This window comes from Amycolatopsis halotolerans (assembly GCF_042647905.1).
GTDB classification, from domain to species: Bacteria; Actinomycetota; Actinomycetes; order Mycobacteriales; family Pseudonocardiaceae; genus Amycolatopsis; species Amycolatopsis halotolerans.
Map to the genome: position 1 here is coordinate 74,370 of NZ_JBHRWI010000019.1, position 21,783 is coordinate 96,152.

Annotated in this window: 23 protein-coding genes; 14 read left to right on the forward strand and 9 right to left on the reverse strand. The window is 69.3% G+C overall.

Annotated features, from left to right (window positions below):
* The first annotated feature begins 22 nt into the window (after positions 1–22).
* The gene (locus tag ACFORO_RS14400; protein WP_377875063.1) at positions 23–2,410 is read left to right on the forward strand and encodes a GH92 family glycosyl hydrolase; all 2,388 of its coding nucleotides are present in this window, start codon (positions 23–25) and stop codon (positions 2,408–2,410) included.
* A 314-nt stretch (positions 2,411–2,724) separates the two neighbouring features.
* Positions 2,725–3,093 (forward strand): DUF3817 domain-containing protein, encoded by a 369-nt coding sequence (locus ACFORO_RS14405; RefSeq protein ID WP_354739083.1) that lies wholly within the window; start codon positions 2,725–2,727, stop codon positions 3,091–3,093.
* A 52-nt stretch (positions 3,094–3,145) separates the two neighbouring features.
* Here ACFORO_RS14405 and ACFORO_RS14410 read toward each other — a convergent pair whose 3' ends face one another.
* On the reverse strand, positions 3,146–3,646 hold the full coding sequence (locus tag ACFORO_RS14410; protein ID WP_344269771.1) for a MarR family winged helix-turn-helix transcriptional regulator: 501 nt from the start codon (positions 3,644–3,646) through the stop codon (positions 3,146–3,148).
* 71 nt (positions 3,647–3,717) lie between these two features.
* Here ACFORO_RS14410 and ACFORO_RS14415 point away from each other — a divergent pair, with 71 nt between their 5' ends.
* Entirely contained in the window at positions 3,718–4,020 is a 303-nt protein-coding gene (locus ACFORO_RS14415) for a thiamine-binding protein (protein WP_344269774.1), read from the forward strand.
* A 7-nt stretch (positions 4,021–4,027) separates the two neighbouring features.
* Here ACFORO_RS14415 and ACFORO_RS14420 read toward each other — a convergent pair whose 3' ends face one another.
* Positions 4,028–4,435 (reverse strand): hypothetical protein, encoded by a 408-nt coding sequence (locus ACFORO_RS14420; RefSeq protein WP_377875060.1) that lies wholly within the window; start codon positions 4,433–4,435, stop codon positions 4,028–4,030.
* Positions 4,436–4,589: 154 nt separating this feature from the next.
* Here ACFORO_RS14420 and ACFORO_RS14425 point away from each other — a divergent pair, with 154 nt between their 5' ends.
* On the forward strand, positions 4,590–5,513 hold the full coding sequence (locus tag ACFORO_RS14425; RefSeq protein ID WP_354739091.1) for a tetratricopeptide repeat protein: 924 nt from the start codon (positions 4,590–4,592) through the stop codon (positions 5,511–5,513).
* 199 nt (positions 5,514–5,712) lie between these two features.
* On the opposite strand, the gene ACFORO_RS14430 is transcribed toward ACFORO_RS14425, so the two are convergent.
* Positions 5,713–7,155 carry a neutral zinc metallopeptidase gene (locus ACFORO_RS14430; RefSeq protein WP_377875058.1) on the reverse strand — a complete coding sequence of 481 codons (1,443 nt, stop codon included), beginning with the start codon at positions 7,153–7,155 and terminating at the stop codon, positions 5,713–5,715.
* Between the two features lie 128 nt (positions 7,156–7,283).
* On the opposite strand from ACFORO_RS14430, the gene glgP reads away from it, so the two are divergent.
* Positions 7,284–9,827, forward strand: a complete 2,544-nt coding sequence (gene glgP, locus ACFORO_RS14435; RefSeq protein ID WP_377875056.1) for an alpha-glucan family phosphorylase — start codon at positions 7,284–7,286, stop codon at positions 9,825–9,827.
* Positions 9,828–9,924: 97 nt separating this feature from the next.
* Here glgP and ACFORO_RS14440 read toward each other — a convergent pair whose 3' ends face one another.
* Together ACFORO_RS14440 and ACFORO_RS14445 are read right to left on the reverse strand one after the other, a co-directional pair.
* Entirely contained in the window at positions 9,925–10,320 is a 396-nt protein-coding gene (locus ACFORO_RS14440; protein WP_377896565.1) for a rhodanese-like domain-containing protein, read from the reverse strand.
* Positions 10,317–10,862 (reverse strand): cysteine dioxygenase, encoded by a 546-nt coding sequence (locus ACFORO_RS14445; RefSeq protein ID WP_354739107.1) that lies wholly within the window; start codon positions 10,860–10,862, stop codon positions 10,317–10,319. The genes ACFORO_RS14440 and ACFORO_RS14445 overlap by 4 nt, the downstream gene beginning before the upstream one ends.
* Positions 10,863–11,215: 353 nt before the next feature.
* Between ACFORO_RS14445 and ACFORO_RS14450 the strand changes: the two genes are divergently transcribed.
* From ACFORO_RS14450 to ACFORO_RS14470, 5 genes are read left to right on the forward strand one after another with little or no spacing between them, the layout of a single operon-like run.
* Positions 11,216–12,037: an ABC transporter ATP-binding protein gene (locus tag ACFORO_RS14450; RefSeq protein ID WP_377875052.1), complete on the forward strand. Its 822-nt coding sequence runs from the start codon at positions 11,216–11,218 to the stop codon at positions 12,035–12,037.
* A 54-nt stretch (positions 12,038–12,091) separates the two neighbouring features.
* Positions 12,092–12,871: an enoyl-CoA hydratase/isomerase family protein gene (locus ACFORO_RS14455; RefSeq protein ID WP_354739111.1), complete on the forward strand. Its 780-nt coding sequence runs from the start codon at positions 12,092–12,094 to the stop codon at positions 12,869–12,871.
* Positions 12,868–13,833: a class I SAM-dependent methyltransferase gene (locus tag ACFORO_RS14460; RefSeq protein ID WP_377875048.1), complete on the forward strand. Its 966-nt coding sequence runs from the start codon at positions 12,868–12,870 to the stop codon at positions 13,831–13,833. The genes ACFORO_RS14455 and ACFORO_RS14460 overlap by 4 nt, the downstream gene beginning before the upstream one ends.
* A 1-nt stretch (position 13,834) precedes the next feature.
* A complete protein-coding gene (locus tag ACFORO_RS14465; RefSeq protein ID WP_377875046.1) occupies positions 13,835–15,019 on the forward strand; it encodes a class I SAM-dependent methyltransferase in 1,185 nt (394 codons plus the stop codon).
* 47 nt (positions 15,020–15,066) lie between these two features.
* Positions 15,067–15,828 (forward strand): HAD family acid phosphatase, encoded by a 762-nt coding sequence (locus ACFORO_RS14470; protein ID WP_377875044.1) that lies wholly within the window; start codon positions 15,067–15,069, stop codon positions 15,826–15,828.
* A 57-nt stretch (positions 15,829–15,885) separates the two neighbouring features.
* Here the strand turns inward: ACFORO_RS14470 and ACFORO_RS14475 are convergent, their stop codons facing one another.
* From ACFORO_RS14475 to ACFORO_RS14485, 3 genes are all read right to left on the reverse strand, one after another.
* Complete coding sequence (locus ACFORO_RS14475) at positions 15,886–16,866, reverse strand: chitinase (protein WP_377875042.1); 981 nt, start codon at positions 16,864–16,866, stop codon at positions 15,886–15,888.
* 119 nt (positions 16,867–16,985) lie between these two features.
* Positions 16,986–17,540: a dihydrofolate reductase family protein gene (locus ACFORO_RS14480; RefSeq protein WP_377875040.1), complete on the reverse strand. Its 555-nt coding sequence runs from the start codon at positions 17,538–17,540 to the stop codon at positions 16,986–16,988.
* A gap of 61 nt (positions 17,541–17,601) precedes the next feature.
* Positions 17,602–18,030 (reverse strand): MarR family winged helix-turn-helix transcriptional regulator, encoded by a 429-nt coding sequence (locus ACFORO_RS14485; RefSeq protein ID WP_377875038.1) that lies wholly within the window; start codon positions 18,028–18,030, stop codon positions 17,602–17,604.
* Between the two features lie 60 nt (positions 18,031–18,090).
* On the opposite strand from ACFORO_RS14485, the gene ACFORO_RS14490 reads away from it, so the two are divergent.
* Positions 18,091–18,417 carry a putative quinol monooxygenase gene (locus ACFORO_RS14490; protein WP_377875036.1) on the forward strand — a complete coding sequence of 109 codons (327 nt, stop codon included), beginning with the start codon at positions 18,091–18,093 and terminating at the stop codon, positions 18,415–18,417.
* A 224-nt stretch (positions 18,418–18,641) separates the two neighbouring features.
* On the opposite strand, the gene ACFORO_RS14495 is transcribed toward ACFORO_RS14490, so the two are convergent.
* Positions 18,642–20,225 carry an FAD-dependent oxidoreductase gene (locus ACFORO_RS14495; protein ID WP_377896567.1) on the reverse strand — a complete coding sequence of 528 codons (1,584 nt, stop codon included), beginning with the start codon at positions 20,223–20,225 and terminating at the stop codon, positions 18,642–18,644.
* An 89-nt stretch (positions 20,226–20,314) separates the two neighbouring features.
* Between ACFORO_RS14495 and ACFORO_RS14500 the strand changes: the two genes are divergently transcribed.
* Genes ACFORO_RS14500 through ACFORO_RS14510 form a run of 3 tightly spaced genes read left to right on the forward strand, consistent with a single transcriptional unit; the run spans position 20,315 to position 21,771 of the window.
* Positions 20,315–20,905 (forward strand): helix-turn-helix domain-containing protein, encoded by a 591-nt coding sequence (locus ACFORO_RS14500; protein ID WP_377875032.1) that lies wholly within the window; start codon positions 20,315–20,317, stop codon positions 20,903–20,905.
* A 31-nt stretch (positions 20,906–20,936) separates the two neighbouring features.
* Positions 20,937–21,323, forward strand: a complete 387-nt coding sequence (locus tag ACFORO_RS14505) for an ArsR/SmtB family transcription factor (RefSeq protein ID WP_377875030.1) — start codon at positions 20,937–20,939, stop codon at positions 21,321–21,323.
* Positions 21,277–21,771 carry an SRPBCC family protein gene (locus tag ACFORO_RS14510; RefSeq protein WP_377875028.1) on the forward strand — a complete coding sequence of 165 codons (495 nt, stop codon included), beginning with the start codon at positions 21,277–21,279 and terminating at the stop codon, positions 21,769–21,771. Before ACFORO_RS14505 ends, ACFORO_RS14510 begins: the two co-directional genes overlap by 47 nt.
* The last annotated feature ends 12 nt before the right edge of the window (positions 21,772–21,783 follow it).

Here is a 21,783-nt window from a genome sequence, read left to right on the forward strand (position 1 = left end):
GTACTTTTCCCAGAGGAGTCCCATGAGGAGCAGGGTTTTGGCGAGTGCGGTGGCGCTCGCTGTCACCGCGACGGCGCTCACGCCGGTCGCGGCGGAGGCGCGGCCCGCGGATCCGCTGGACGCGGTGAACACGTTCATCGGCACGCAGGACGAGGGCAACACTTTCCCCGGTGCGTCGGCGCCGTTCGGCATGGTGCAATCCAGCCCGATCACCACGCATTACGCGGGTTATCTCTACACCGACACCGCGATCCGCGGCTTCGGGCATTTCTTCCTGTCCGGCGCGGGATGCTGGGAACAGGGCGGCCTGGTGTCGATGCTGCCCACCACCGGCGCTATCGGCCCGGGCGCGGCGTTCGACACGAGCAAGCCCGCCACCTTCGACCAAGCCAAGTACGCCGCGCCGTACACGCACGAAGGCGAGGTCGGGAAACCCGGCTACTACAAGGTGCATCTCACCGGATACGGCGGCATCGACGTCGAAACCACCGCCAGCACGCGTAGCGGCGTCGAGCGATACTCCTTCGACAAATCCGGTCCGGCCAACGTTTTCGTGAACGTCGGGCAAGCCAACGCGAAGGAACCGGTCAGCGGCAGCAGCGTCCGGATCGTCGACGACCGCACCATCGCGGGCACTGTCGAGTCACAAGCCTTCTGCGGCGGCAAGCCGTACACCACTTACTTCACCACCAAATTCGACCAACCCTTTTCTTCCTACGGCACCTGGTCACCGGACGGCGGCACGCCCGGAAGTCGCTCGGCGCAAGGCGGTGCGGGCCTGCGCGGCGCTTGGCTGACCTTCCCGAAGGGCGGCCAAGTCACTGCCACCACGTCGATTTCCCAAGTGGACGCTCGTGGCGCGGACACCAACCTCGCCGACTCGCGCGTCCGTCCATTCGACGCGGTGAAGAACGACGTCCAGCGCGCCTGGCGACGTGAACTGTCCAGTGTGGACATCACCGGCGGCACCCCCGATGACCGCACAGTCTTCTACACCTCGCTCTACCACGCCTTCCTGCAACCGCTGACCGCGAACGACGCCGACGGCCGCTACTACGGCTTCGACAAGAAGATCCACCGCGCGATCGGCTGGACGTACTACGACTTCTTCTCCCTCTGGGACACCTACCGCTCGCAAAACCAACTCCTGGCGCTGCTGAAACCGGACCGGGCCCGGGATGTCGCGAAGAGCATCCTCGCGATCCATGACCAAGGCGGCTGGCTCCCGCGCTGGGCGTACGCGAGCCAGGAAACGAACACCATGACCGGAGACCCGGTCACGCCATTCCTGGTCGACCTGTGGCGCTTCGGCGCGTTGAGCGGCGACGAAATGCACGCCTACCAAGCATTGCTGCAGAACTCCCGCGAAATCCCGCCAGCGTCGTCACCGTTCCAAGGCCGCTCCGGCAACGCGAGCTACCAGGCCGACGGATTCGTCCAATACGACCCGAACTTCCCGAAAAAGGGCCAAGACACCGATCCAGCACACGGTGCGTCGGCGACCCTCGAGTACGCCCTCGGCGACTGTTCCCTCTCCGTGATGGCCTCCGCGCTCGGCCGGAAGCAGGACGCGAAACAGTTGGCGGCCAAAGGCCGGACGTACACGACGTTGTGGGATCCGTCCGTGACCGACCGCGGCTTTACCGGCTACTTCCGCCCGAAGGTGACCGGCGGCAGCTGGTACACCCCGGCCGACGGCCCGTACAGCCCGCAAGGCCAGGACGGCTTCCACGAGGGCACCGCGTGGCAGTACCAGTGGCTGGTGCAGCAGGACGTGCCCGGCCTGGTCGCGAAGATGGGCGGCGCGGCCAACGCGGGCAAGCGGCTCGACGACTTCTTCGCCTACGACGACCTGGTGAAGGACCCGGCGAAAACCGCGCACGAGAAGTGGGTCGTCGGACCATATGACTACTACAAGCAGTTCCGCTACAACCCCAACAACGAGCCCGATCTGCACTCGCCGTGGATGTACACGCTCACCGGACAGCCGTGGAAGACCTCCGCGGTGGTGCGGGCCGCGCACACGCTGTTCACGAACGCCCCCAACGGCGTCACCGGAAACGACGACCTCGGCACCATGTCCGCCTGGTACGTCTTCAGCGCGCTCGGCCTCTATCCGGCCGTCCCGGGCACCGGCGACTTCGTGCTGAACGCGCCGCGGTTCGCCAAGTCCGTGCTGCATCTGCCCAACGGCCGCGACTTCACCGTCAACGCGCGCGGCGCCAGCGGGGCGCAGCTGCAGTACGTCTCCGGGCTTCGCGTCAACGGCACGGCGTCGGACAAAACGTTCGTCAGCCTCGAACAACTGCGCCGCGGGTCCACTCTGGACTTCTCGCTGACCGGCGACGCGCCGCAGGCCACGTGGGGAACGTCACGCTCCTCCGCGCCGCCTTCTCCTTGTGCCGGTTAGTGATCGCCGCGGGACAGTCGGTGAAGACCGCCTCCCGGATCTTGGGATCCGGAGGCGGTCTTTCCCGTTAACCGGGCATTTCCCGCCCGTTTCCGCCCGTCGTCCGGAATTGGTTCAGACCTTTACGGGGATCGCTCGTGACCAGAGTCACGGGCCCCGGTGTTCCGGTGAAGCGGGTCACGCCTCACACTGGTCTCATACCCGTTCGACAGTGCTGTTGACGCCAGGCGGTTTCCGTCCGCCTTGGACAGTCCGTCGGACGTGTTTTTTGTGTGTGCAGTCAGCACGCACGAGGTGACGCACAGGAGGATGTCGTGTCCAGCAAGGCCGCTATCGTGTTCCGCGTGGCCGCAGTCGCCGAGGCTCTGTCCTGGCTCGGCTTGCTGATCGGGATGTTTCTCAAGTACGTCGTCGGCGCCTCTAACGAGGGCGGCGTGCCCGTCCTCGGCATGGTGCACGGCGTCGTCTTCGCCCTGTACGTGATCGTCTCCCTGTCCGTGGCGAAGCCGCTGGGCTGGCGGGGCAAGACCCTGGTGCTGGCGCTGCTCGCGAGCATCCCGCCGCTGTTCACCTGGCTGTTCGAGAAGTGGGCGCTGCGCAACGGCAAGCTCGACGGCCCGCAGCGGCTCACGCACGGCGGCGTCGGCCTCTTCGTGCGCGCCGCGGAGCCGGTGAACGCCTGATCTTCCGCTTTTCCCGAAGGGCCCGTGCGAGCAGCGCGGGCCCTTCGTGCGTTTACGCGGTGAAATCGCCCGCGGACTTGCGGACCTTGGTGAGCAGTTCGGTCAGCTGCTCCACCTGCCGCTCGGTGAGCCCGGTGAGCCCGAAATCGATGCCGGTGACTGCGGCGGTGGCGGTTTCCCGCAGCGCGCGGCCGTCGTCGGTGATCTCGACGAGCGTGGTGCGCCGGTCGGTGGGATGCGGCACGCGCTTCACGAGCCCGTCGCGCTCGAGCCGGTCCACTATGTTGGTGACGCTGGTGGGATGCAGCTGCAGCCGTTCGCCCATCACCCGCATCGGCAGCCGCGCGTTGCGGGAGAAGGTGAGCAGCACGAGCGCCTCGTAGCGGGCGAAGGTGAGGCCGTGCGGCTTGAGAGCGCCGTCGACCGCCGACTGGATGATCTGCTGCACCCGCATCACACCGGTGACCGCGGCCATGGTTCCGGCCGGGCCGATCCGGTCTTCCCACAGCTGCGCGGCACGGGCGATCGGATCGAACGGCAGCGGACGGTTCATGGCAACCGAAGCTACCAGCGGGTACCCCGGTCGTGGGGGTCGCCCTGCGAGAACAGGGAAAGGAAAGCCACATGATCGTCGCGTTCAGCGTGAGCCCCTCGGCGGGAGAACCGGACGGCGGAGTCAGCGAGGCCGTCTCGCGCGCGGTGAAGGTGGTGCGCGAATCGGGGCTGCCGAACTCGACCAGCTCCATGTTCACTGAGATCGAGGGGGAGTGGGACGAGGTCATGGCGGTGGTGAAGAAGGCGGTGGAAGCCGCGGGCGAGGGCTCGGCGCGCGTCGGGCTGGTGCTGAAGGCCGACATCCGCCCCGGCTACTCCGGGCAGCTCGCCGCGAAGGTCGAGCGGGTCGAAGCGCACCTGCGCGAGGACTGAGCCGCGGTTACGGAATCGGCGGCGTGAACGCGACCGTCCAGCGTCCCTTGGCGCTGGTCACCGCGAGCCGGTAGCTGAACTGCTCGCCCGCCCCGGTCTTCCCGTGCACGACGGCCGCGGTGGGGGAGTGCTCGTCCGGCGAGAGCCGCACGGAGATGTCGCGCGCGTTGCCGTCCTTGAGGACGCCGACGTAGTCCTTGGCGAGGTCGTCCCCGCCCGAACCGGGGACGTCGAAGAGCCCGGCGAGCGCGTCCGCGTCCCGCCCGCTCAGCGCGGCGGCGAGCTCCGTGCGCAGCTCCGGCGGGGACGCCGCACCGGGCGGGTCCTGGTGCGCGACGGTCACCGTGATGCTGGCGATCCACGCCACCGCGACCACGACGGCGGCGGCCACCGTGACGTTGCGCCGGCTCAGCATTCTCGGCCTCCCTGTTGTCCTCGCGGAGAGCATGCCTCAGGGGCGCGCGCATGCCAAAAGCGAACCTCGGGACTGCCGCTGAACTCTCGCGGCGAGGCGTGCCAGGATGGAGGGCGTGACACACCCACGCGGATCTGCAGCGAACTCAGCGGCCATGTCCGCCGCGTTGTCCGGCGCGGTCGACCTGTCCGCGCTCAAGGCAAGGGCGGAAGCGACCCGGAACCAGCCGCCTTCGGGCGCGGGGCAGCCGGACGGCGCTCCGGCCCCGTCGTCGGACGCGGTGCTCGAAGTCACCGAGGCGACCTTCCAATCCGTCGTCGAACTCTCGCTCAACCAGCTCGTGGTCGTCGACCTGTGGGCCGGGTTCTCCGAGCAGTGCCAGCAGCTGACCGCCGTGCTGGAACGCCTGGCGGGCGAGAGCGGCGGCTCCTGGGTGCTCGCGAAGGTCGACGTGGAGGCCAACCCGCGCATCGCGCAGGCGTTCGGCGCGCAGTCGGTCCCGACCGTGGTCGCGATCGCCGGCGGCCAGCCCGTGGACGCCTTCTCCGGCGCGCTGCCGGAGCCGGAGATCCGCAAGTGGCTGAGCTCCCTGCTCGACGCCCTGCGCGACCGTCTCCCCGGCATCCGCGCCGCCGAAGAGGCCCGCGGCGGCCCGGTCGAGGAGCCGGAAGACCCGCGCTTCACCGAGGCCGAAGACGCCTTCGAACAGGGCGACTACGCCGCCGCGCAGGCCGCGTACGAGCGCATCCTGGACGCCGAACCGGCCAACGAGCTGGCGAAGAACGCCCTCGCGCAGGTCAAGTTCACCGCCCGCGCCGAAGCCGCCGACCCGAGCGCCCGCGAGAAGGCCGAAGCCGACCCGAAGGACATCGACGCCCAGCTCGCGGCCGCCGACCTGGACATCGCCGAGCAGGACGTCGAAGGCGCGTTCCGCCGCTTGGTCGACGCCGTCCGCCGCACCGCCGGGGACGACCGCAACCGCGTCCGCGAACACCTGGTCGCCCTGTTCGAGCTTTTCGACCCGGCCGACGAGCGCGTGGCGAAGGCTCGCCGCGACCTGGCGAGCGCGCTGTTCTGAGCCCCTGCTTCAAGTCCGTGAAGGGCTCCTTGAGGGAATCAGATTCCCTCAAGGAGCCCTTCACGGCTTTTCAGCCACCCGCGCGCCCGGCCCCCACGCCCGTTCTCGCCCGCGAAACGTCCGTGAGGGCCACCTTCAGGGACTCTGATTCCCTCAGGGTTCCCCTCACGACCCGCAACCATCCTTCAAGCGCAGAAGCTCAGGCGTATTGCTTGGAGCAGGAAGACGACCCCTCGAGGTACCCGCGCCGCAGTGCCTCGACCCGGTCGAACCCGCTGTCCGGCCGCTCCCCGTTCACGTTCGCCGACACCAGCCCGTCCGGCCGGAGCAGATCCGCGATCGCCTCGTCCAGATCCCCGGACGACAACTTCAGCTGCACCCCGCCCGTCGGATTGTTCGAGAACGCCGCCCAAGCCCCCACCAGGCACGCGGTCCGCAACCCGGCATTGGGCGTGTCGATCGACGCCCCCACGCCCTTCTGCACCCCCACCGCATACCGCGACGCCAGTTCGGCGAAGGCCGCGAAGTCGCCAAGCCCGCCGCCGGCCCGGCCGGCCATCTCGGCCTCCTGATCCACCGGCTCGGCCAGCTTCTCCAGCGCCCGCTGATCGAAATTCACCGTGTTGTCGTTCGGGCAGTAAGACGCGGGCGGAGTGCTGGGCCCGCCGGAGCAGCTGCCGGAACCCGCGGTGAACCGAGGCCCCTGCACCCCGGCCCCCTTGAACGCCTCGTCGAGGCTGGCCTTCAAATCCGTCACCGTCTTCTCGCTGAACCGAGCGTCGCCCTTCCCCCGGTCCCCGGAATCGAACGGCCGCTCAGTCAACCGCTTCTGCACGTTCTGCGCGTTCATCCCCGCGCATTCCTTCGGCCCCTTCTCGAACCCGGCCTGGAACGCATACGTCCGGTCGAACGCTGTGCCGTGCGCCTGCCGATCAGTCGCACTCGTCCCGGCCTGGTCGCGAATGAAGAACATCGCCGCCAGGATCTGGTCCAGCCCCTCCGCGGTCGACACCCGGTAGAACTTGCTCTTGTCCTCCGCGACCCACCGGAAGTACCCGCCGGCGAAACAGTCCGCCTGCTGCTCCTTCACGACCGTCGGCGTCGACTTCGAAATCCCCGCCGCGGCCCCGAGCCGGTACTGGATCGCGTGGCCGAACTCGTGCGCCAGCACGGTCACCACGGACATCGGCCCGAACCGCTTGCGCAGCATCGGCAGCAGCACGCCGCGGTCCCACGCCACCGAATCGTCGCCCGCGCAGTAGAACGCGTTCACCAGCTGCTTGACGCTGCCGCACGCGGTGTTCTGGGTGTCGCGCTTCGAGTCGTACGACAGCAGCGATTTGACCGGCTCGAACCGCTTGCCGCCGAACTCCGCGGGCAGCGCTTCGCTCCAGTAGGCCTGCACGTCCGCGATCGCGGCGGTGGCGAGCTGGTCGTCCTCGCCGCCGCTGGCGTTCTTTACGGGAAGATCCGGCCGCGGCGCGTCCGCGCGCAGCCCGCTCTCGAAATGCGTGACCGGCAGCCCGGCGACGTTCCCGGCACCCGGCGTCGCCGGAGGAGTCTTGGTCCCGCACGCGGCCGTCCCCAGCACGGTCGCCGCAACCAGCGCGACCAGCGCGTACCGGCGTCCCCCTCGGCTCATGTTCCCTCGTTCCACTTCCGCGTCCGACAACGAACCCGGACATTACTGACCCGGATGGCGCAACGCGCGGACAATCCCCGAAGTGGGGTGCGAGCGCGAGCGGAGCGGGCCGGATATCGTCGCTGACCATGCGTGCAGTCCGCCGGTTCACCGTCCGCGCCAGCCTGCCCGAGCCGCTCGCCGGGCTCGGGGCCCTCGCGACCAACCTTCGCTGGACCTGGCATCCGCCGACGCGCGACCTGTTCGCCTCGATGGACGCCGAGCTGTTCAACAAGATCCGCGACCCGCTGCGCATGCTCACCGCGCTGCCGCCGGAGCGGCTCGAGGAGCTGGCGAAGGACGAGGACTTCCTCAGCCGCACCCGCGAGGCCGCGGCCGGGCTGGAGCGCTACCTCACCGAACCGCGCTGGTACCAGCGGCGCAGCGACGACGGCCTGCCGCGGGCGGTCGCGTACTTCTCGATGGAGTTCGGGGTCACCGAGGCGCTGCCGAACTACTCCGGCGGCCTCGGCGTGCTCGCCGGCGACCACCTCAAGGCGGCCTCGGACCTCGGCGTGCCGATGGTCGGCGTCGGCCTGCTCTACCGGTCCGGCTACTTCCGTCAGGGCCTGTCGCTCGACGGCTGGCAGGTCGAGCACTACCCGGTGATCGACCCGAACGCGTTCCCGCTGGAGCTGGTCACCGAGGACGGCCGCCCGGTGCTCGTCGAGGTCGCCATGCCGGGCGGGCGCGACCTGCGCGCGCAGATGTGGCGGGCCCGTGTCGGCCGGATCCCGCTGCTGCTGCTCGACACCGACATCGAGGCCAACGACGAGGACCTGCGCTCGGTCACCGACCGGCTGTACGGCGGCGACGCCGACCACCGGATCCGCCAGGAGATCCTGGCCGGCATCGGCGGGTTCCGCGCGGTGCGGAAGTTCTGCGAGCTGACCGGGCATCCGCAGCCGAAGGTGTTCCACACCAACGAGGGCCACGCCGGATTCCTCGGGCTGGAGCGGGCCCGCGAGATCATCCAGTCCGACGGGCTCGCCTTCGACGAGGCGCTGCCCGCGGTCCGCGCCGGGACCGTGTTCACCACGCACACGCCGGTCAGCGCGGGCATCGACCGCTTCCCGGTCGATCTGGTGCAGCGCTACTTCTCCGACGGCAGGCTCGTCCCGGATGTCGACGTGCGCCGCGTGCTGCAACTCGGCGCGGAGGACAACCCGGGCCTGTTCAACATGGCGCACATGGGACTGCGTCTGGCGCAACGCGCGAATGGCGTCTCCGAGCTGCACGGCCGCGTCACGCGCCGGATGTTTTCCCGGCTGTGGCCCGGTTTCGACGACGCCGAGGTGCCGATCGCGTCCATCACCAACGGCGTGCACGGGCCGACCTGGGTGGCGCGCGAGCTGAGCGCGCTGCTCGGCGGCAACCACGAGGAGTTCGGCCACGAAGGCCGCACGCCGGACAGTTCGCTGCGCGACGGCGTCAGCGATCAGCAGCTGTGGGAACTGCGCCGGGAACTGCGGGGAAAGCTCGTCGGCGAGGTCCGGCGGCGGGTGCGGGCGGCGTGGATGCAGCGCGGCGCGTCAGCGCTGGAACTCGGCTGGACGGACCGCGTCTTCGACCCGGACGTGCTGACCGTCGGCTTCGCCCGCCGCGTCCCGACGTACAAACGGCTCACGCTGATGCTGCGCGACCCGGACCGGCTGCGCGCGCTGCTGCTGGACGAGAAGCGGCCGATCCAGATCGTGATCGGCGGCAAATCGCATCCCGCCGACGAGAACGGCAAACAGCTGATCCAGCAGATCGTGCGGTTCGTCGACGATCCCGCCGTGCGCCACCGCATCGTGTTCCTGCCGGACTACGACATGTCGATGGCCCGCTACCTCTACCGCGGCTGCGACGTGTGGCTGAACAACCCGGTGCGGACGCTGGAGGCGTGCGGCACGTCCGGGATGAAGTCGGCGCTCAACGGCGGCCTGAACCTGTCCATCAAGGACGGCTGGTGGGACGAGTGCTACGACGGCTCCAACGGCTGGGCCATCCCCACCGCGGACGGCGTCACCGACCCGCTCCGCCGCGACGACCTCGAAGCCGCCGCGCTGTACGACCTGCTGGGCCAGCAGATCGCTCCGCTCTACTACGACACCGGCGCGGACGACGTGCCGACCGGCTGGCTCGCGATGGTCTGGCACACCCTGGAAACGCTGGGCCCGCGCGTGCAGGCGTCGCGGATGGTGCGCGAGTACGTGGACTCCGGCTACCTGCCCGCGTCGCGGATGGTCGCCGCCGCCACCGACAACGGCCACCAGGGCGCGCTTTCGCTGGCTGACTACCGGACCAAACTGGAAGTCGCGTGGCCGCGCGTGCGGATCTTCGACGCCGAACTCCAGTACGACCACACCGGACGGCTCGTGGTGGGCGCCGAGGTCACCATCCGCGCCCGGATCGACCTGGCCGGGCTCGAACCGTCCGAAGTGGACATCCAAGCCGTGGTGGGCCAGGTCGGCGACGGGGACGAACTCGCGGATTCGGTGCAGGTCCCGATGACGCCGGACGGGATCGGCGCGTTCGCCGCGACCCTGCGCCTGCCGCGCGCGGGCTCGGTCGGCTACACGGTGCGAGTGCTGCCGAAGCACCCGCTGCTGGCCAGCCCGGCGGAGCTGGCGCGCGTCGTGCTCGCCTGACGCGGGCGCCCCAATGCCACATTGGGTGCATGCGACGCACCCAATGTGGCATTGGTTGCGTGGGACGCACCCAACGCCACATTGGGGCGCTCCCGGCTTACGGAACCGCGGGCGATCCGCCCTCCCGCACCGGCAACCCAGCCGCCGCCCAAGCCCGGAACCCGCCCGCCAAATCCGTAGCCTTCGCCAGCCCCAGCCGCTGCAGATCCGCCGCCGCCAGGCTCGACGCGTACCCCTCGTTGCACACCACCACCGCGACGGTCTCCGCCGAAACCCCCGGCAGCCGCCACTCGCTGTCCGGGGCGAGGCGCCACTCCAGGTGGATCCGCTCGACCACCACCGACCCGGGGATCTCGCCCTCGGCGAGCCGGTTGGCGTACGGCCGGATGTCGACGATCAGCGCGCCGTCGGCCTGCAGGTCGGCGGCGCGCGCCGGGTCCGCCCGGTCCAGCGAGGACCGGGCGCCGGCGAGAAAACCTTCGATAGCGGTCATGACCGCACAATGGCAGGCAGCGGCGGGATCTCGTTCGGCACGTCCGCGAGGCTCGTGTATTCGCGGGTCGGCACCAGCGGCGGCGAGTAGGCGTGCACGCTGGCCGCAGGTTCGCTGCCGACGCCGAGCACCTGGTGCGCGCGCCCGGCGCCGAAGCCGATGCCCTGCCCGGCGGTGTGCGTGCGGCGGCGCACCGGGCCGCCGGGGTAGCGGTACTCCTCGCCGAGTTCGCCCTGCAGCACGGTGAACGAACCCGACGCGCCGCCGTGGTCGTGCGGCTTCGTGTGCTGCCCGGGCAGCCACGACAGCAGCCACAGCTCGACGCCGTCGGTGAGCGCGAGGCGCGCCCACCAGCGCTGGTCCTCGTCGAAGCGCAGGACGTCGCGCAGGCTGGTGGTCAGTTCGGTGGTGACCGTGCGGGTCAGGTCGGCCAGCTCGCGCGGCGTCCACAGCAGCCGCGACGGGTGCAGCAGTTCGGGCAGCAGCGGATCGGCCAGCTGGGGGTGGATTTCGACTTCCGGACGGACAATGGACGTGGTCAACGGAGGCTCCTGGAACTAGCTCGGATGGTGCCGGACGCGAGGCGACGCGGCACGCCGACGAGGATCAGCGTGCGTGCCGCGCCCGGCTACACCCGCTGGAGGCCACCAGGAGAAGGTCGATCGCGCGACGGCGCCAGAACACGGGGCGCGCGGAGACGAACATGGCGTGGATGCTGCCACAGCCTCGCGATCACGGCCCCCCGTCCCATCCGCTGGACACCCCGCCGCGCCGCCTTTGACGTCCGTGAGGGGAACCCTGAGGGACTCTGAGTCCCTCAGGGTTCCCCTCACGGACGTGAAGATGCGCCGTTACCCCCGGGCGGGTGCGCGCCCGCGCCCGGGGGACCGCCACAATGGGGCTCGTGAGCGAGCCGATCCTGCCCAGCGATCCTGACGACCTCGTCGTGCGGATGTCCGGTGTCGGCGTCCGCCGTACCGGAAACGACCTCCTCGCGGCCCTCGACTGGGCGGTGGAGCTGGACGAGCGATGGGTGGTGCTCGGGCCCAACGGGGCCGGCAAGACCACCCTGCTGCGCCTGGCCGCCGCCGAACTGCACCCCACGTCCGGCACGGTCGACCTGCTCGGCGACCGCATCGGCAAGGTGAACATCTTCGACCTGCGCCCGCGCATCGGCTTCACCTCCGCCGCGATCGCCCAGCGCGTGCCCGGCGACGAGCGCGTCGCCGACGTCGTGGTCAGCGCCGGGTACGCGGTGATGGGCCGCTGGCGCGAGCAGTACGACCGGATGGACCTCGACCGGGCGACCGAACTGCTCGGCACGCTCGGCATCGCGCACCTGGCCGAGCGCACCTTCGGCACGCTGAGCGAGGGCGAGCGCAAGCGCGTGCTGATCGCCCGGTCGCTGATGACCGACCCGGAGCTGCTGCTGCTCGACGAGCCCGCCGCGGGCCTCGACCTCGGCGGCCGCGAGGACCTCGTGGCCCGGCTGTCGGTGCTCGCGATGGACCCGGACGCGCCGGCGATGGTGCTGGTCACCCACCACGTCGAGGAGATCCCGCCCGGCTTCACCCACGCCCTGCTGCTGCGCGAGGGCCGCGCGGTGGTGTCCGGGCTGGTGGACGACGTGATCACCGGCGAGAACCTGTCCAAGACGTTCGACCAGGACCTGGTGCTGGAGCGCTCGGGCGAGCGGTTCTTCGCCCGCCGCAGGTAGCTTGTCCTTACCGGCCGGTAGCCTGCTGTCAGTTCGTCAACGAGGAGGAATCCCGTGGGAGAGTTCGTAACCCTGGAAGTCGAGGGCGGGGTCGGCACGATCCGGCTGGACCGGCCGCCGGTCAACGCGCTGAACAACCAGGTGCAGGCCGAGCTCGCCGAGGCCGCGCGCGAGGCGTCCGACCGCGACGACGTGCGCGCGGTGATCCTCTACGGCGGCGAGAAGACCTTCGCCGGCGGCGCGGACATCAAGGAGATGGCCTCCCGCACGTACCCGGAGATCGCGAAATTCGGCGCCGAGCTGACCGCGTCGCTCGCCCGGGTCGCGAACATCCCGAAGCCGGTCGTCTGCGCGATCACCGGCTACGCCCTCGGCGGCGGCCTCGAACTGGCGCTGACCGCGGACTGGCGCGTCGCGGGCGACAACGTGAAGGTCGGCCAGCCGGAGATCCAGCTCGGCATCATCCCCGGCGCGGGCGGCACGCAGCGGCTGACCCGGCTGATCGGCCCGAGCAAGGCCAAGGACCTCATCTTCACCGGCCGGTTCGTGAAGGCCGAAGAGGCGCTCAAGCTGGGCATCGTCGACGAGGTCGTGGCCCCGGACGACGTGTACGCCGCCGCGCACAAGTGGGCCTCGCAGTTCGCGAACGGCCCGGCGATGGCGCTGCGCGCGGCCAAGGCGGCGATCGACTCCGGTCTCGACGTGGACCTGGCCACCGGCCTGAAGATCGAGACGCAGCTGTTCACCGCGCTGTGGGCGACCGAGGACCAGAAAAACGGCATGCAGTCGTTCATCGACAACGGCCCCGGCAAAGCCAGTTTCGAGGGGAAGTGACTTCCGTGTCCGACCCGGCGCCGAATCCGCACGCCACCGAAGACGAGGTCAAGGCGGCCTACGCCGACCCGAAGCTCGCGAACGTCCTCTACCACGACTGGGAAGCCGGGACGTACGACGAGAAGTGGTCCATTTCCTACGACGAGCGCTGCATCTCCTACGCCACTGACGTGTTCAACGCGGTCGCGGGCGACGACGGCCAGCCCTACCAGCACGCGATGGAACTGGGCAGCGGCACCGGCTTCTTCCTGCTGAACCTGATGCAGGGCGGCGTCGCGAAGAAGGGTTCGGTCACCGACCTGTCGCCGGGCATGGTGCAGGTCGCGCTGCGCAACGCCGAGGGCCTCGGGCTCGACGTCGACGGCCGGGTCGCCGACGCGGAGCGGATCCCCTACGACGACAACACGTTCGACCTCGTGGTCGGGCACGCGGTGCTGCACCACATCCCGGACGTGCGCCAGGCGTTCGGCGAGGTGCTGCGCGTGCTCAAGCCGGGCGGGCGGTTCGTGTTCGCCGGCGAGCCGACGAAAATCGGCGACCGCTACGCGCGCCGGCTCGGCCAGTTCACCTGGTACCTCACCACGAACATCACCAAGCTGCCCGCGCTGAGCGGCTGGCGGCGTCCGCAGTCCGAATTGGACGAGTCCTCGCGGGCGGCGGCGCTCGAGGCCGTGGTCGACATCCACACCTTCGACCCGTCGGAGCTGGAGTCGATGGCGCGCGGTGCCGGTGCGCAGGACGTCCGCGCGGTCACCGAGGAGTTCTCGGCGGCGCTGGCCGGCTGGCCGATCCGCACCTTCGAGGCCGCGGTGCCGCAGGAGAAGCTCACCGTGCGCTGGCGGCTGTTCGCCTACCGCCTGTGGCTGCGACTGTCCGCTTTGGACAAGAAGCTGCTGTCGAAGGTGCTGCCGCGCGAGCTGTTCTACAACGTGATGATCACCGGGACCAAGCGGCCGTCCTGAATTGCCCTACAGTTTCACGCTCGACGACGTCGCCTTCCTGCGCTCCGCCGCGGGACGGGCGGCGCTCGCCGAGTGCTCCACTTTGGACGCTTCGCGGATCGCGGACGTCACTACGGCTCGCCGCCTGGTCGGGGAGCACGCCTCTCCGGTGCTGGAAACCGTTGCGCTGCGGCGTAAATCGGTTCTGAAACTGGCTTCTTCTGCCGAGTGGTTGTTCACTGCCGACGCTTTGCAGCAGGCGAGTGCTACTCCGGTGGCTCGGCATCGCGCTTCCCGGCTTGCTGGTCTCGCCGTGCATGACGTCACCTGCTCGGTAGGCGCGGACCTGGTCGAACTGTCTCGGGTCGCTTCGGTCGCGATGGGGTCCGATGTGGACCCGGTGCGGCTGGAAATGGCTAGGCACAACGCTTCCGTCGCCGAGGTGTCGCCGCTCGTCGCGCGGGCCGATGCCTTGCAGCCGGTTTCCCGGGACACCGCCGTGGTCGCCGATCCCGCCCGCCGCGACTCTGCCGGTCGCCGGGTGTGGCGTCCAGCTGACTTCCTGCCGCCGCTCGACGAACTCGTGGCCGCCTATCCCGGCCGGGTCCTGTCGGTGAAATGCGCGCCCGGCATGGATTTCTCCATCGCACCCTGGGCGGACGAGGTGGAACTCGTGTCCCTTGACGGTCAAGTCCGCGAGGCCTGTCTGTGGCGAGGGCTTTCGTCGGGTGTCACGCGCCGAGCGACAGTGTTGCGCTCGGATGGTGCACAGTGGACTCTCACCGACGCGGAACCGGACGACATTCCCGTTCTGGCGGCGGGGGAGTGGCTGGTGGATCCCGACGGCGCAGTCGTCCGCGCCGGACTCGTGCGGCATTACGCGGCGCGGCATGGGTTGTGGCAGCTGGACGAACGCATCGCCTACCTCACCGGCGACACGCCACCGCCGGGCGTGCGTGCCTTCCGAGTGCTGGAACAGTTGCCTTATCGGGAAAAAACGCTCGGTCAGGCGTTGAAGAAGCTCGATGTCGGACGGCTGGAAATCCTCGTCCGCGGTCTCGACGTGGACCCGGACGCCTTGCGTCGCAAGCTGAAACCGCGTGGTCACGAAGAGTCCACTGTGGTGCTCACGAGAATCGGCCGGTCACCGGTGGCGTTCGTGTGCCGGGCCGAACGCATCCCAACGGAGGGTTTTCAAGCCGGTTGACGCGGCGTAAGTTCTGCGGGTTGGCGAATAATCACTGGAGGGTCGCTGTGTCTCGTTTTCCCGCTCTCGTCAAACTCGCTGCCGCCGCGGCCGTCGGCGCTACCGTCGCAGGAGGCGCGACCGCACTGGCCGGGTCGGACGAAGTCACCGCCGCGCACGGCCGGGAGCCGGCCAACATCGGCCAGGTGAAGAACGACGTCAAGGCGTACTACGGCGACTGGCTCGACGCGTCCGGCAAGCACCACTACTCCGAAACCAGCCGGTTCGTCACTGACACCAAGCGCGTGGTCGCCGACGCGAAGCGGTACCTGCAGCAGAAGCTGGGGAAGGTGAAGAACCCGGCGATCGTGCTCGACGTGGACGACACGTCCGAGATCACCTACGGCTGGGAAGCCGACAACGACTTCGGCTTCGACCCGGTGAAGCAGCAGAAAGCCATCGACGACGGCACCTTCGAGGCCAACAAGCCGGTGCTGGAGCTGACGAAGTGGGCCGCCGAACGCGGCGTTCAGGTCTATTTCCTGACCGGCCGCAACGACAAGCAGGGCCCGCAGTCGCTCAAGAACCTCGCGAACGAGGGCTACCCGACGCCGACCGGCGCGTACTTCAAGCCGAAGACCACCGCGCCGGACTACCTGCCGTGCGGGCTGAACTGCAACACCGTGCAGTACAAGTCGGGCACCCGCGCGCACATCCAGTCGACCGGCGCGCACATCGTGCTCAACCTCGGCGACCAGTTCAGCGACCTCGAAGGCGGCTACGCCGACCACCCGGTGAAGCTGCCGAACCCGATGTACTACCTGCCCTGATCTTTCGTGCCGGAGTCAGCCCGGGTCCCGCGCCGGGCCCGGGCTGCTCCGTTTTCGTCAGCCGGAGTACCCGGCGAAGATCCTCGAGAATTCGTACGGCTGCTGGGAAATGTTGGTGCACCGGTACAGCGCGCCGGTGCACGCGTTCGCGTCCCGGCCGAGTTCCCAGAACGACAGCATTCCCATGTGGACACTCTGCGCGAAGCTGACCACCGCGCTGGCGTCCTTCTGGTAGAAGATCTCGTTCTGCGAATCGTTGACGCCCAGCATCGGGGTCAGCCCGACCTTCTGCCAAGCGTCCGCATCGGACAGTCCGAGCGCCGTTTTCAGTTGCCCCTGCGTGGATTGCGCCGCCTGGATCGCCTTGGCCCCTTGGTCGCCGGCCCCCTGGTAGTAGTCCATCGCCATGACGTTCACCAGGTCGAGAGTGACACCCGCGTCGTGCGCCGAGGTCACGACGTTCAGCCCGTCCGCCGTGAGCCCGGTCGGAAGCACCGGCAGCGTCAGCGAAATCTTGAGCCCGGGATTGTCGTCCTGCACCTTTTTCAGTGCTTCGGAACGAAGTTTGATCGAACCGGGGTCGGCGACCGCCGCGCCCTCGATGTCGACGTCGATGTATTTGAGGTCGTAGGCTTTGATCACCGCCTCGTACTCGCCGACGAGAGAATTGACGTCGCCGCACGCCTGCGCGAGCTCGACGCCGGACGCGCCGCCGAAGGAGACTTTGACATCTCCGCCAGCCGCGCGAATCTTCGCGATTTCGTCGGACTGCCACCCCTGCCGGGGATCGTAAGCAGCGAACCAGCTGGCCTTGCACGCGGCTCCGGTGACAAAGCCAAGCGTGAAACTCTTGATGCCGCTCTGCTCGGACATCGACGACAACACGGGCGACGGCCACGCGCCCATGTCCACATAGGGCGCGAGCGCGATCGACGAGTCGCTCGCCGCGGCCGCGGTGCTCTGCGGCACCGCGAGTCCGGCTACGGCCAGCAGCCCGCCGAGCGCGGCCGCCAGTTTCCGGGGGGAGGACAGACGCATGGGTGGAACCTCCACGGTGAGGACCGAGGGGTGGAAAACCCCTGTCCAAAAGGTATAGACCAATAATCCCGCGGAGGCCATGGGCCATTAGTATGCCGATCCGTCCCGCTGAACGGGATTCAGTGTCGCGGGGCGGGCCGGAACCGCAGGTCGATCGCGAGCGCGGGATCCCCGTCGTGCACCCGGTCCCACCGAACCGGTTTCCCGCCCGGATTGTCGAACAGCCGCACCCCGGACCCGAGCATCACCGGCATCAGGTGCACGAAGAACTCGTCGACAAGCCCCAGCTCAACGCACTGTCGCGCGATATCTTGGCTGTGCAGCTCAAGATCTTTCCCGCCCGCCGCCGCGAGCCCGATCTCGACCGCCTCCCGGACGTCGCAGTCGAGAAACGTCACCCCGTCCTCTGCCTGCGCGTCCTCGGGATGATGGGTAAGCACGAAAACCGGCCCGCTCCACGCCCCGCCGTACGGCTGCTTGGCGACCTTCCCCGGCGCTGTTGCCGCCAGCGCGTCAAACCCGCGCCGCCCGCCCAAAATCGCCCCGATCCGCGCGATGGATTCCTCGTGCACGCCCGGCGTGATGTGCACCCCCGACATCCAGTCCATCGCATGCCCGTCCGCGGCGACGAACCCGTCCAGCGACATCGCGACGTGCCATAACACCTTGCCCATGGCTCCTCCTCGTTCGTTCGATACGAGGTAGACCGGGGGAGCGGCGAAAACTCATCGGTCCTCAGGGCGTCAAATTCTCCGCGCAGATGCTCAACAGCTCAGCCAGCCGTCGCCGCTCGGATTCCGGCATTCCGGCCAGCATCCGCTCCTCGATGTCGTCGACCACCCGATGCGTTTCTTTCAGTCGAGCCTCGCCGGTCACGGTGAGCCGCACCGGCCGTGCCCGCCCCGTCGACGCTTCCTCGGCGACCGCGACCAGCTCGGCCGTCTTCAATCCGGTCAGCACGTCCCGCAACGACTGCCGCGTCACGAAACACTGCCGCGCCAACTCGGCCGACGAGGCCCCCGGGCTCTCCGCCAGCGCCGCCAGCACCGCGTATTGCGCCATCGACAACCCGATCGGCCGCAACAGTTCGTCGGACGCCTGCCGGAACGCCTGCTGCACCCGCTTCACGAGATACCCCGGCCGTCGCGTCGCCTCTTGACTCATGACAGGAACCTTACACATAATGGCCCCTTGTCAGGAACCTGTCATTCCGGAGGAGGACCCGTGACCCCCACGACCATCAGCACCGACGCCGACGTCGCCACCTTGATCAACGTCTTCACCGTCGCCCCGGAGAAGCAGCAGGCCCTGGTCAAGGTCCTGACGACGGCGACGGAAGAGGTCATCGGCCACCGCCCTGGCTACGTGTCCGCGAACATCCACGCGAGCACCGACGGCACGCGCGTCGTGAATTACGCGCAGTGGACGAGCGCCGAGGCCCTCCAGGCGATGTTCGCCGACCCGGAATGCCAGGAGCACATGTCCGCGGCCTTGGCGCTGGCCGAGTGCGAACCGCACCTGTACACCGTGGAATCCGTGCACCACGCCTGATGGTCCGGCGCAGTGCCCGGCGTGCCACCAAAGTCCGCGTGCCGAACTTCCCCAGCCCGGCCGGATGCGAGCGGGACCGAAAGCGCGTCGGAGCTTCTTCGCACGCCCCGTTCCGCCGAAATCCACGCGCTTCTTTCGGGTCAATCAGCCCCGCCTCGCACCGCCCGTCCCGACGGCTCCGGTCCGGCCGCCCCCTGACTGACCGGACCGGAGCCGCCGCTTGGTCACCGCTTCCGAGCCACCAGCACCGTGTCCCGAACCACCGTCTCGGCCCCGACCGCGGCCCGCTCCCGCGCCTCTGCGGCCACCGAAGCCCAAGACTGGTCCAACGTCTCCGCCACTTCCTGGGCCGTGAACATCATGTCCGGCATGTGCGGCCGCCCGGCGTGGACGTCGGCGGGGTCATGCCCCACCACCAGCAACGTCCCGCCCGGAGCCACCGCGTCCGCGAGCCGTGCGAACGCCACCGTCCTGGCCGCCGACGGGATGTGCAGGAAATGCGTCGTCACCAGGTCGAACTTCGACTCCGGCATCCACTCGCCCACATCGGCGGCGACCCACGTGATCCGCTCGCCCACGCCGAGTTTCGCCGCCTGCGCGCGCCCGCGTTCGACGGCCGTCGTGGAGAAGTCGACCGCCGTCACCCGCCAGCCCTGCTGCGCGAGCCAGATCGCGTCGCCGCCCTCGCCGCAGCCCGCGTCCAGCGCGTGGCCCGGTTCCAGCCCGGAAGCCTCGGTCACGAGCTGGTCGTTCGGCCGCCCGCTCCACATCTCGTCCCGCGAGCGGTACCGCTCCTCCCAGGAATGGCGGTCGAACGGCGGATGCTCGTTGGTCCGCGCGACCTCCCGCTCCATCTCGTGCGAGAACGGCATTTCCCGCTGCCGCACGGCTTCCGCGGCTTCCTCCTCGACCAAATCGCCGTTGATCGCCGCACCGGCCATCAACCCAGCCGCAGCCGAAACCACGACCTGCGCCCGCATGTCCGCGACGTTCCCCGCCACCCACAAGCCGGGAACGGACGTCCGTCCCGCCGCGTCCGCGGGGACCTTCGTGCCGATCACGAAACCGTTGAACTCCACCGGTTCCGGCTCGATCCCGAGCGGCGCGAGAAAGTCCGCCCGCGTCCTGGCCGGCGCCGCGACGGCCAGCGCCTCGCGCGTCACGACCTCGCCCGATTCGAGCCGCACCCCGGTCAGCTGGTCGTCCTCGGCCTCGACCGCGGCGACCACCCCGTCCACGATCCGGATCCCGCGCGCCAGCAGCGGAGCCTCCTCGAAATCCCCGTGCGTGTGCCGGAAAACGACGACGTCGTCGGTCAGCTGCCGCCACATCAACGCCTGGTGCACGGTCATCGGACCGGTCGACAGCACGCCGATCGCCCGGTCGCGTGCTTCCCAGCCGTGGCAGTACGGGCAGTGCAGCACGTCCCGGCCCCACCGTTCCGCCAGCCCGGCGACCTCGGGAAGCTCGTCGACGAGACCGGTCGCGACCAGCACCCGCCGCGCGTGCGTGCGCCGCCCGTCGGCCAGCGAGATCTCGAACCCGTTGTCCCCGTTGGCGATCGACGTCACCGTCTGCGCGAGCACCTCGCCGCCGTACCCGGCCAGCTCCGCGCGGCCGATCGAGAGCAACTCGGCAGGCGGCGTGCTTTCGCGGCCAAGGTAGTTGTGCACGTGCCCGGCCGGCGCGTTGCGCGGCTCGCCGGAATCCACGACCAGCACCGACCGCCGCGACCGCGCGAGCGCCACCGCCCCGCTGAGCCCGGCCGCACCGCCGCCGACCACCACCACGTCGTACTTCTCGTCCACTGGATCCTCCTGTAGTCCCCTTGCCCCGGACTATCCGGAGAATGCGCCGACTTGACAAAGTTCTTTGCCGAAGTGGCAAATTGAACGGCATGAGCGAAGACGACCAGGACCTCGGCGACGTCCTGCACGCGGTCGGCCCGAGGCTGCGCGCCCTGCGCAAGCAGCGCAACGCGACGCTGACCGGCCTCGCGGAGACGACCGGGATCTCGGTGAGCACGCTGTCGCGGCTCGAAGCCGGCCAGCGCAAACCGACCCTGGAGCTGCTGCTCGCCCTGGCCCGCGCCTACCAGGTCCCGCTCGACGAGCTGGTCGGCGCGCCGCCGACCGGCGATCCGCGCCTGCACCCGAAACCGTTCGTCCGGCACGGCCGCACCTACCTGCCGCTCACCCGGCGGCCGGGCGGCGTGCGCGCCTACAAGATGATCCTGCCGCCGGAGCGCCTCCCCGAACCTCCGGACCAGCGGGTCCACGAGGGGTACGAGTGGATGTACGTCCTGTCCGGACAGTTGCGCCTGATGCTCGGCGAGCACGACGTAGTTCTCCGGCCGGGCGAGGTCGCCGAATTCGACACGCACGTTCCGCACTGGTTCGGCAACGCGGGCGCCGAGCCCTGCGAGGTCCTGGCCCTTTTCGGCCCGCAAGGGGAGCGGTTCCACGTCCGCGCCTGGCCTGCCTCTTGACGCATACCCATATCGGCATATGATTGTCCGCATGGCACGGGCAGCGACCACCGCGGACGTCTTCAACGCCGTCGCCGAACCGCGGCGCCGGGAGATCCTGGACGTCCTCGCCGACGGCGAACGTCCGGTGAACGACCTCGTCCGCGTGCTGGGCCTGGGGCAGCCGCAGGTGTCGAAGCATCTGCGAGTACTGCGCGAGGTCGGCGCGGTCGAGGTGCGAGACGAGGGCAGGCAGCGCCTTTACCGGCTGAACGCCCGCGCGCTCAAACCGATCCACGACTGGGTGCGTCGCTACGAACGTTCCTGGGAGGAACGGTTCGAGTCGCTGGACGCCGTGCTGGAAGAAATGGGCTCGACCGAGGAGGACGATCATGACCGACACGACGACCGGCACGGCGAAGGTGACCCTGCCCGCTGACGACCAGATCCTGATCACCCGGGATTTCGCCGCCCCGCGGCGGCACGTCTACCGTGCCTGGACCACGCCGGACCTGGTGAAACGCTGGTGGGCGGGCAAACGAGGCACTGTGACGTCCGTGGACATCGACCTGCGGGTCGGCGGCCAGTGGCGCTATGTGCTGATCGCGAACGGCAACTTCGAGGTCGCCTTCCACGGCGAATATCGCGAGATAGTTCCCGAGGAGCGCCTGGTCCACACCGAGGTCTACGAAACCCCGGGAGCCTTGGACGTGGAGGCCCCCGTGGTCACCGTGACGTTCGCCGAATCGGGCGACCGCACCACGGTGACCATGCTGACCGAAACGCACACCAAGGAACTCCGCGACACCATTCTGGAATCCGGCATGGAAGGCGGGATGCAGGAGTCGATGGACGCGCTGGAAGAGGTCGCGGCTTCGCTGCCGTGAACCGGCGAGGCG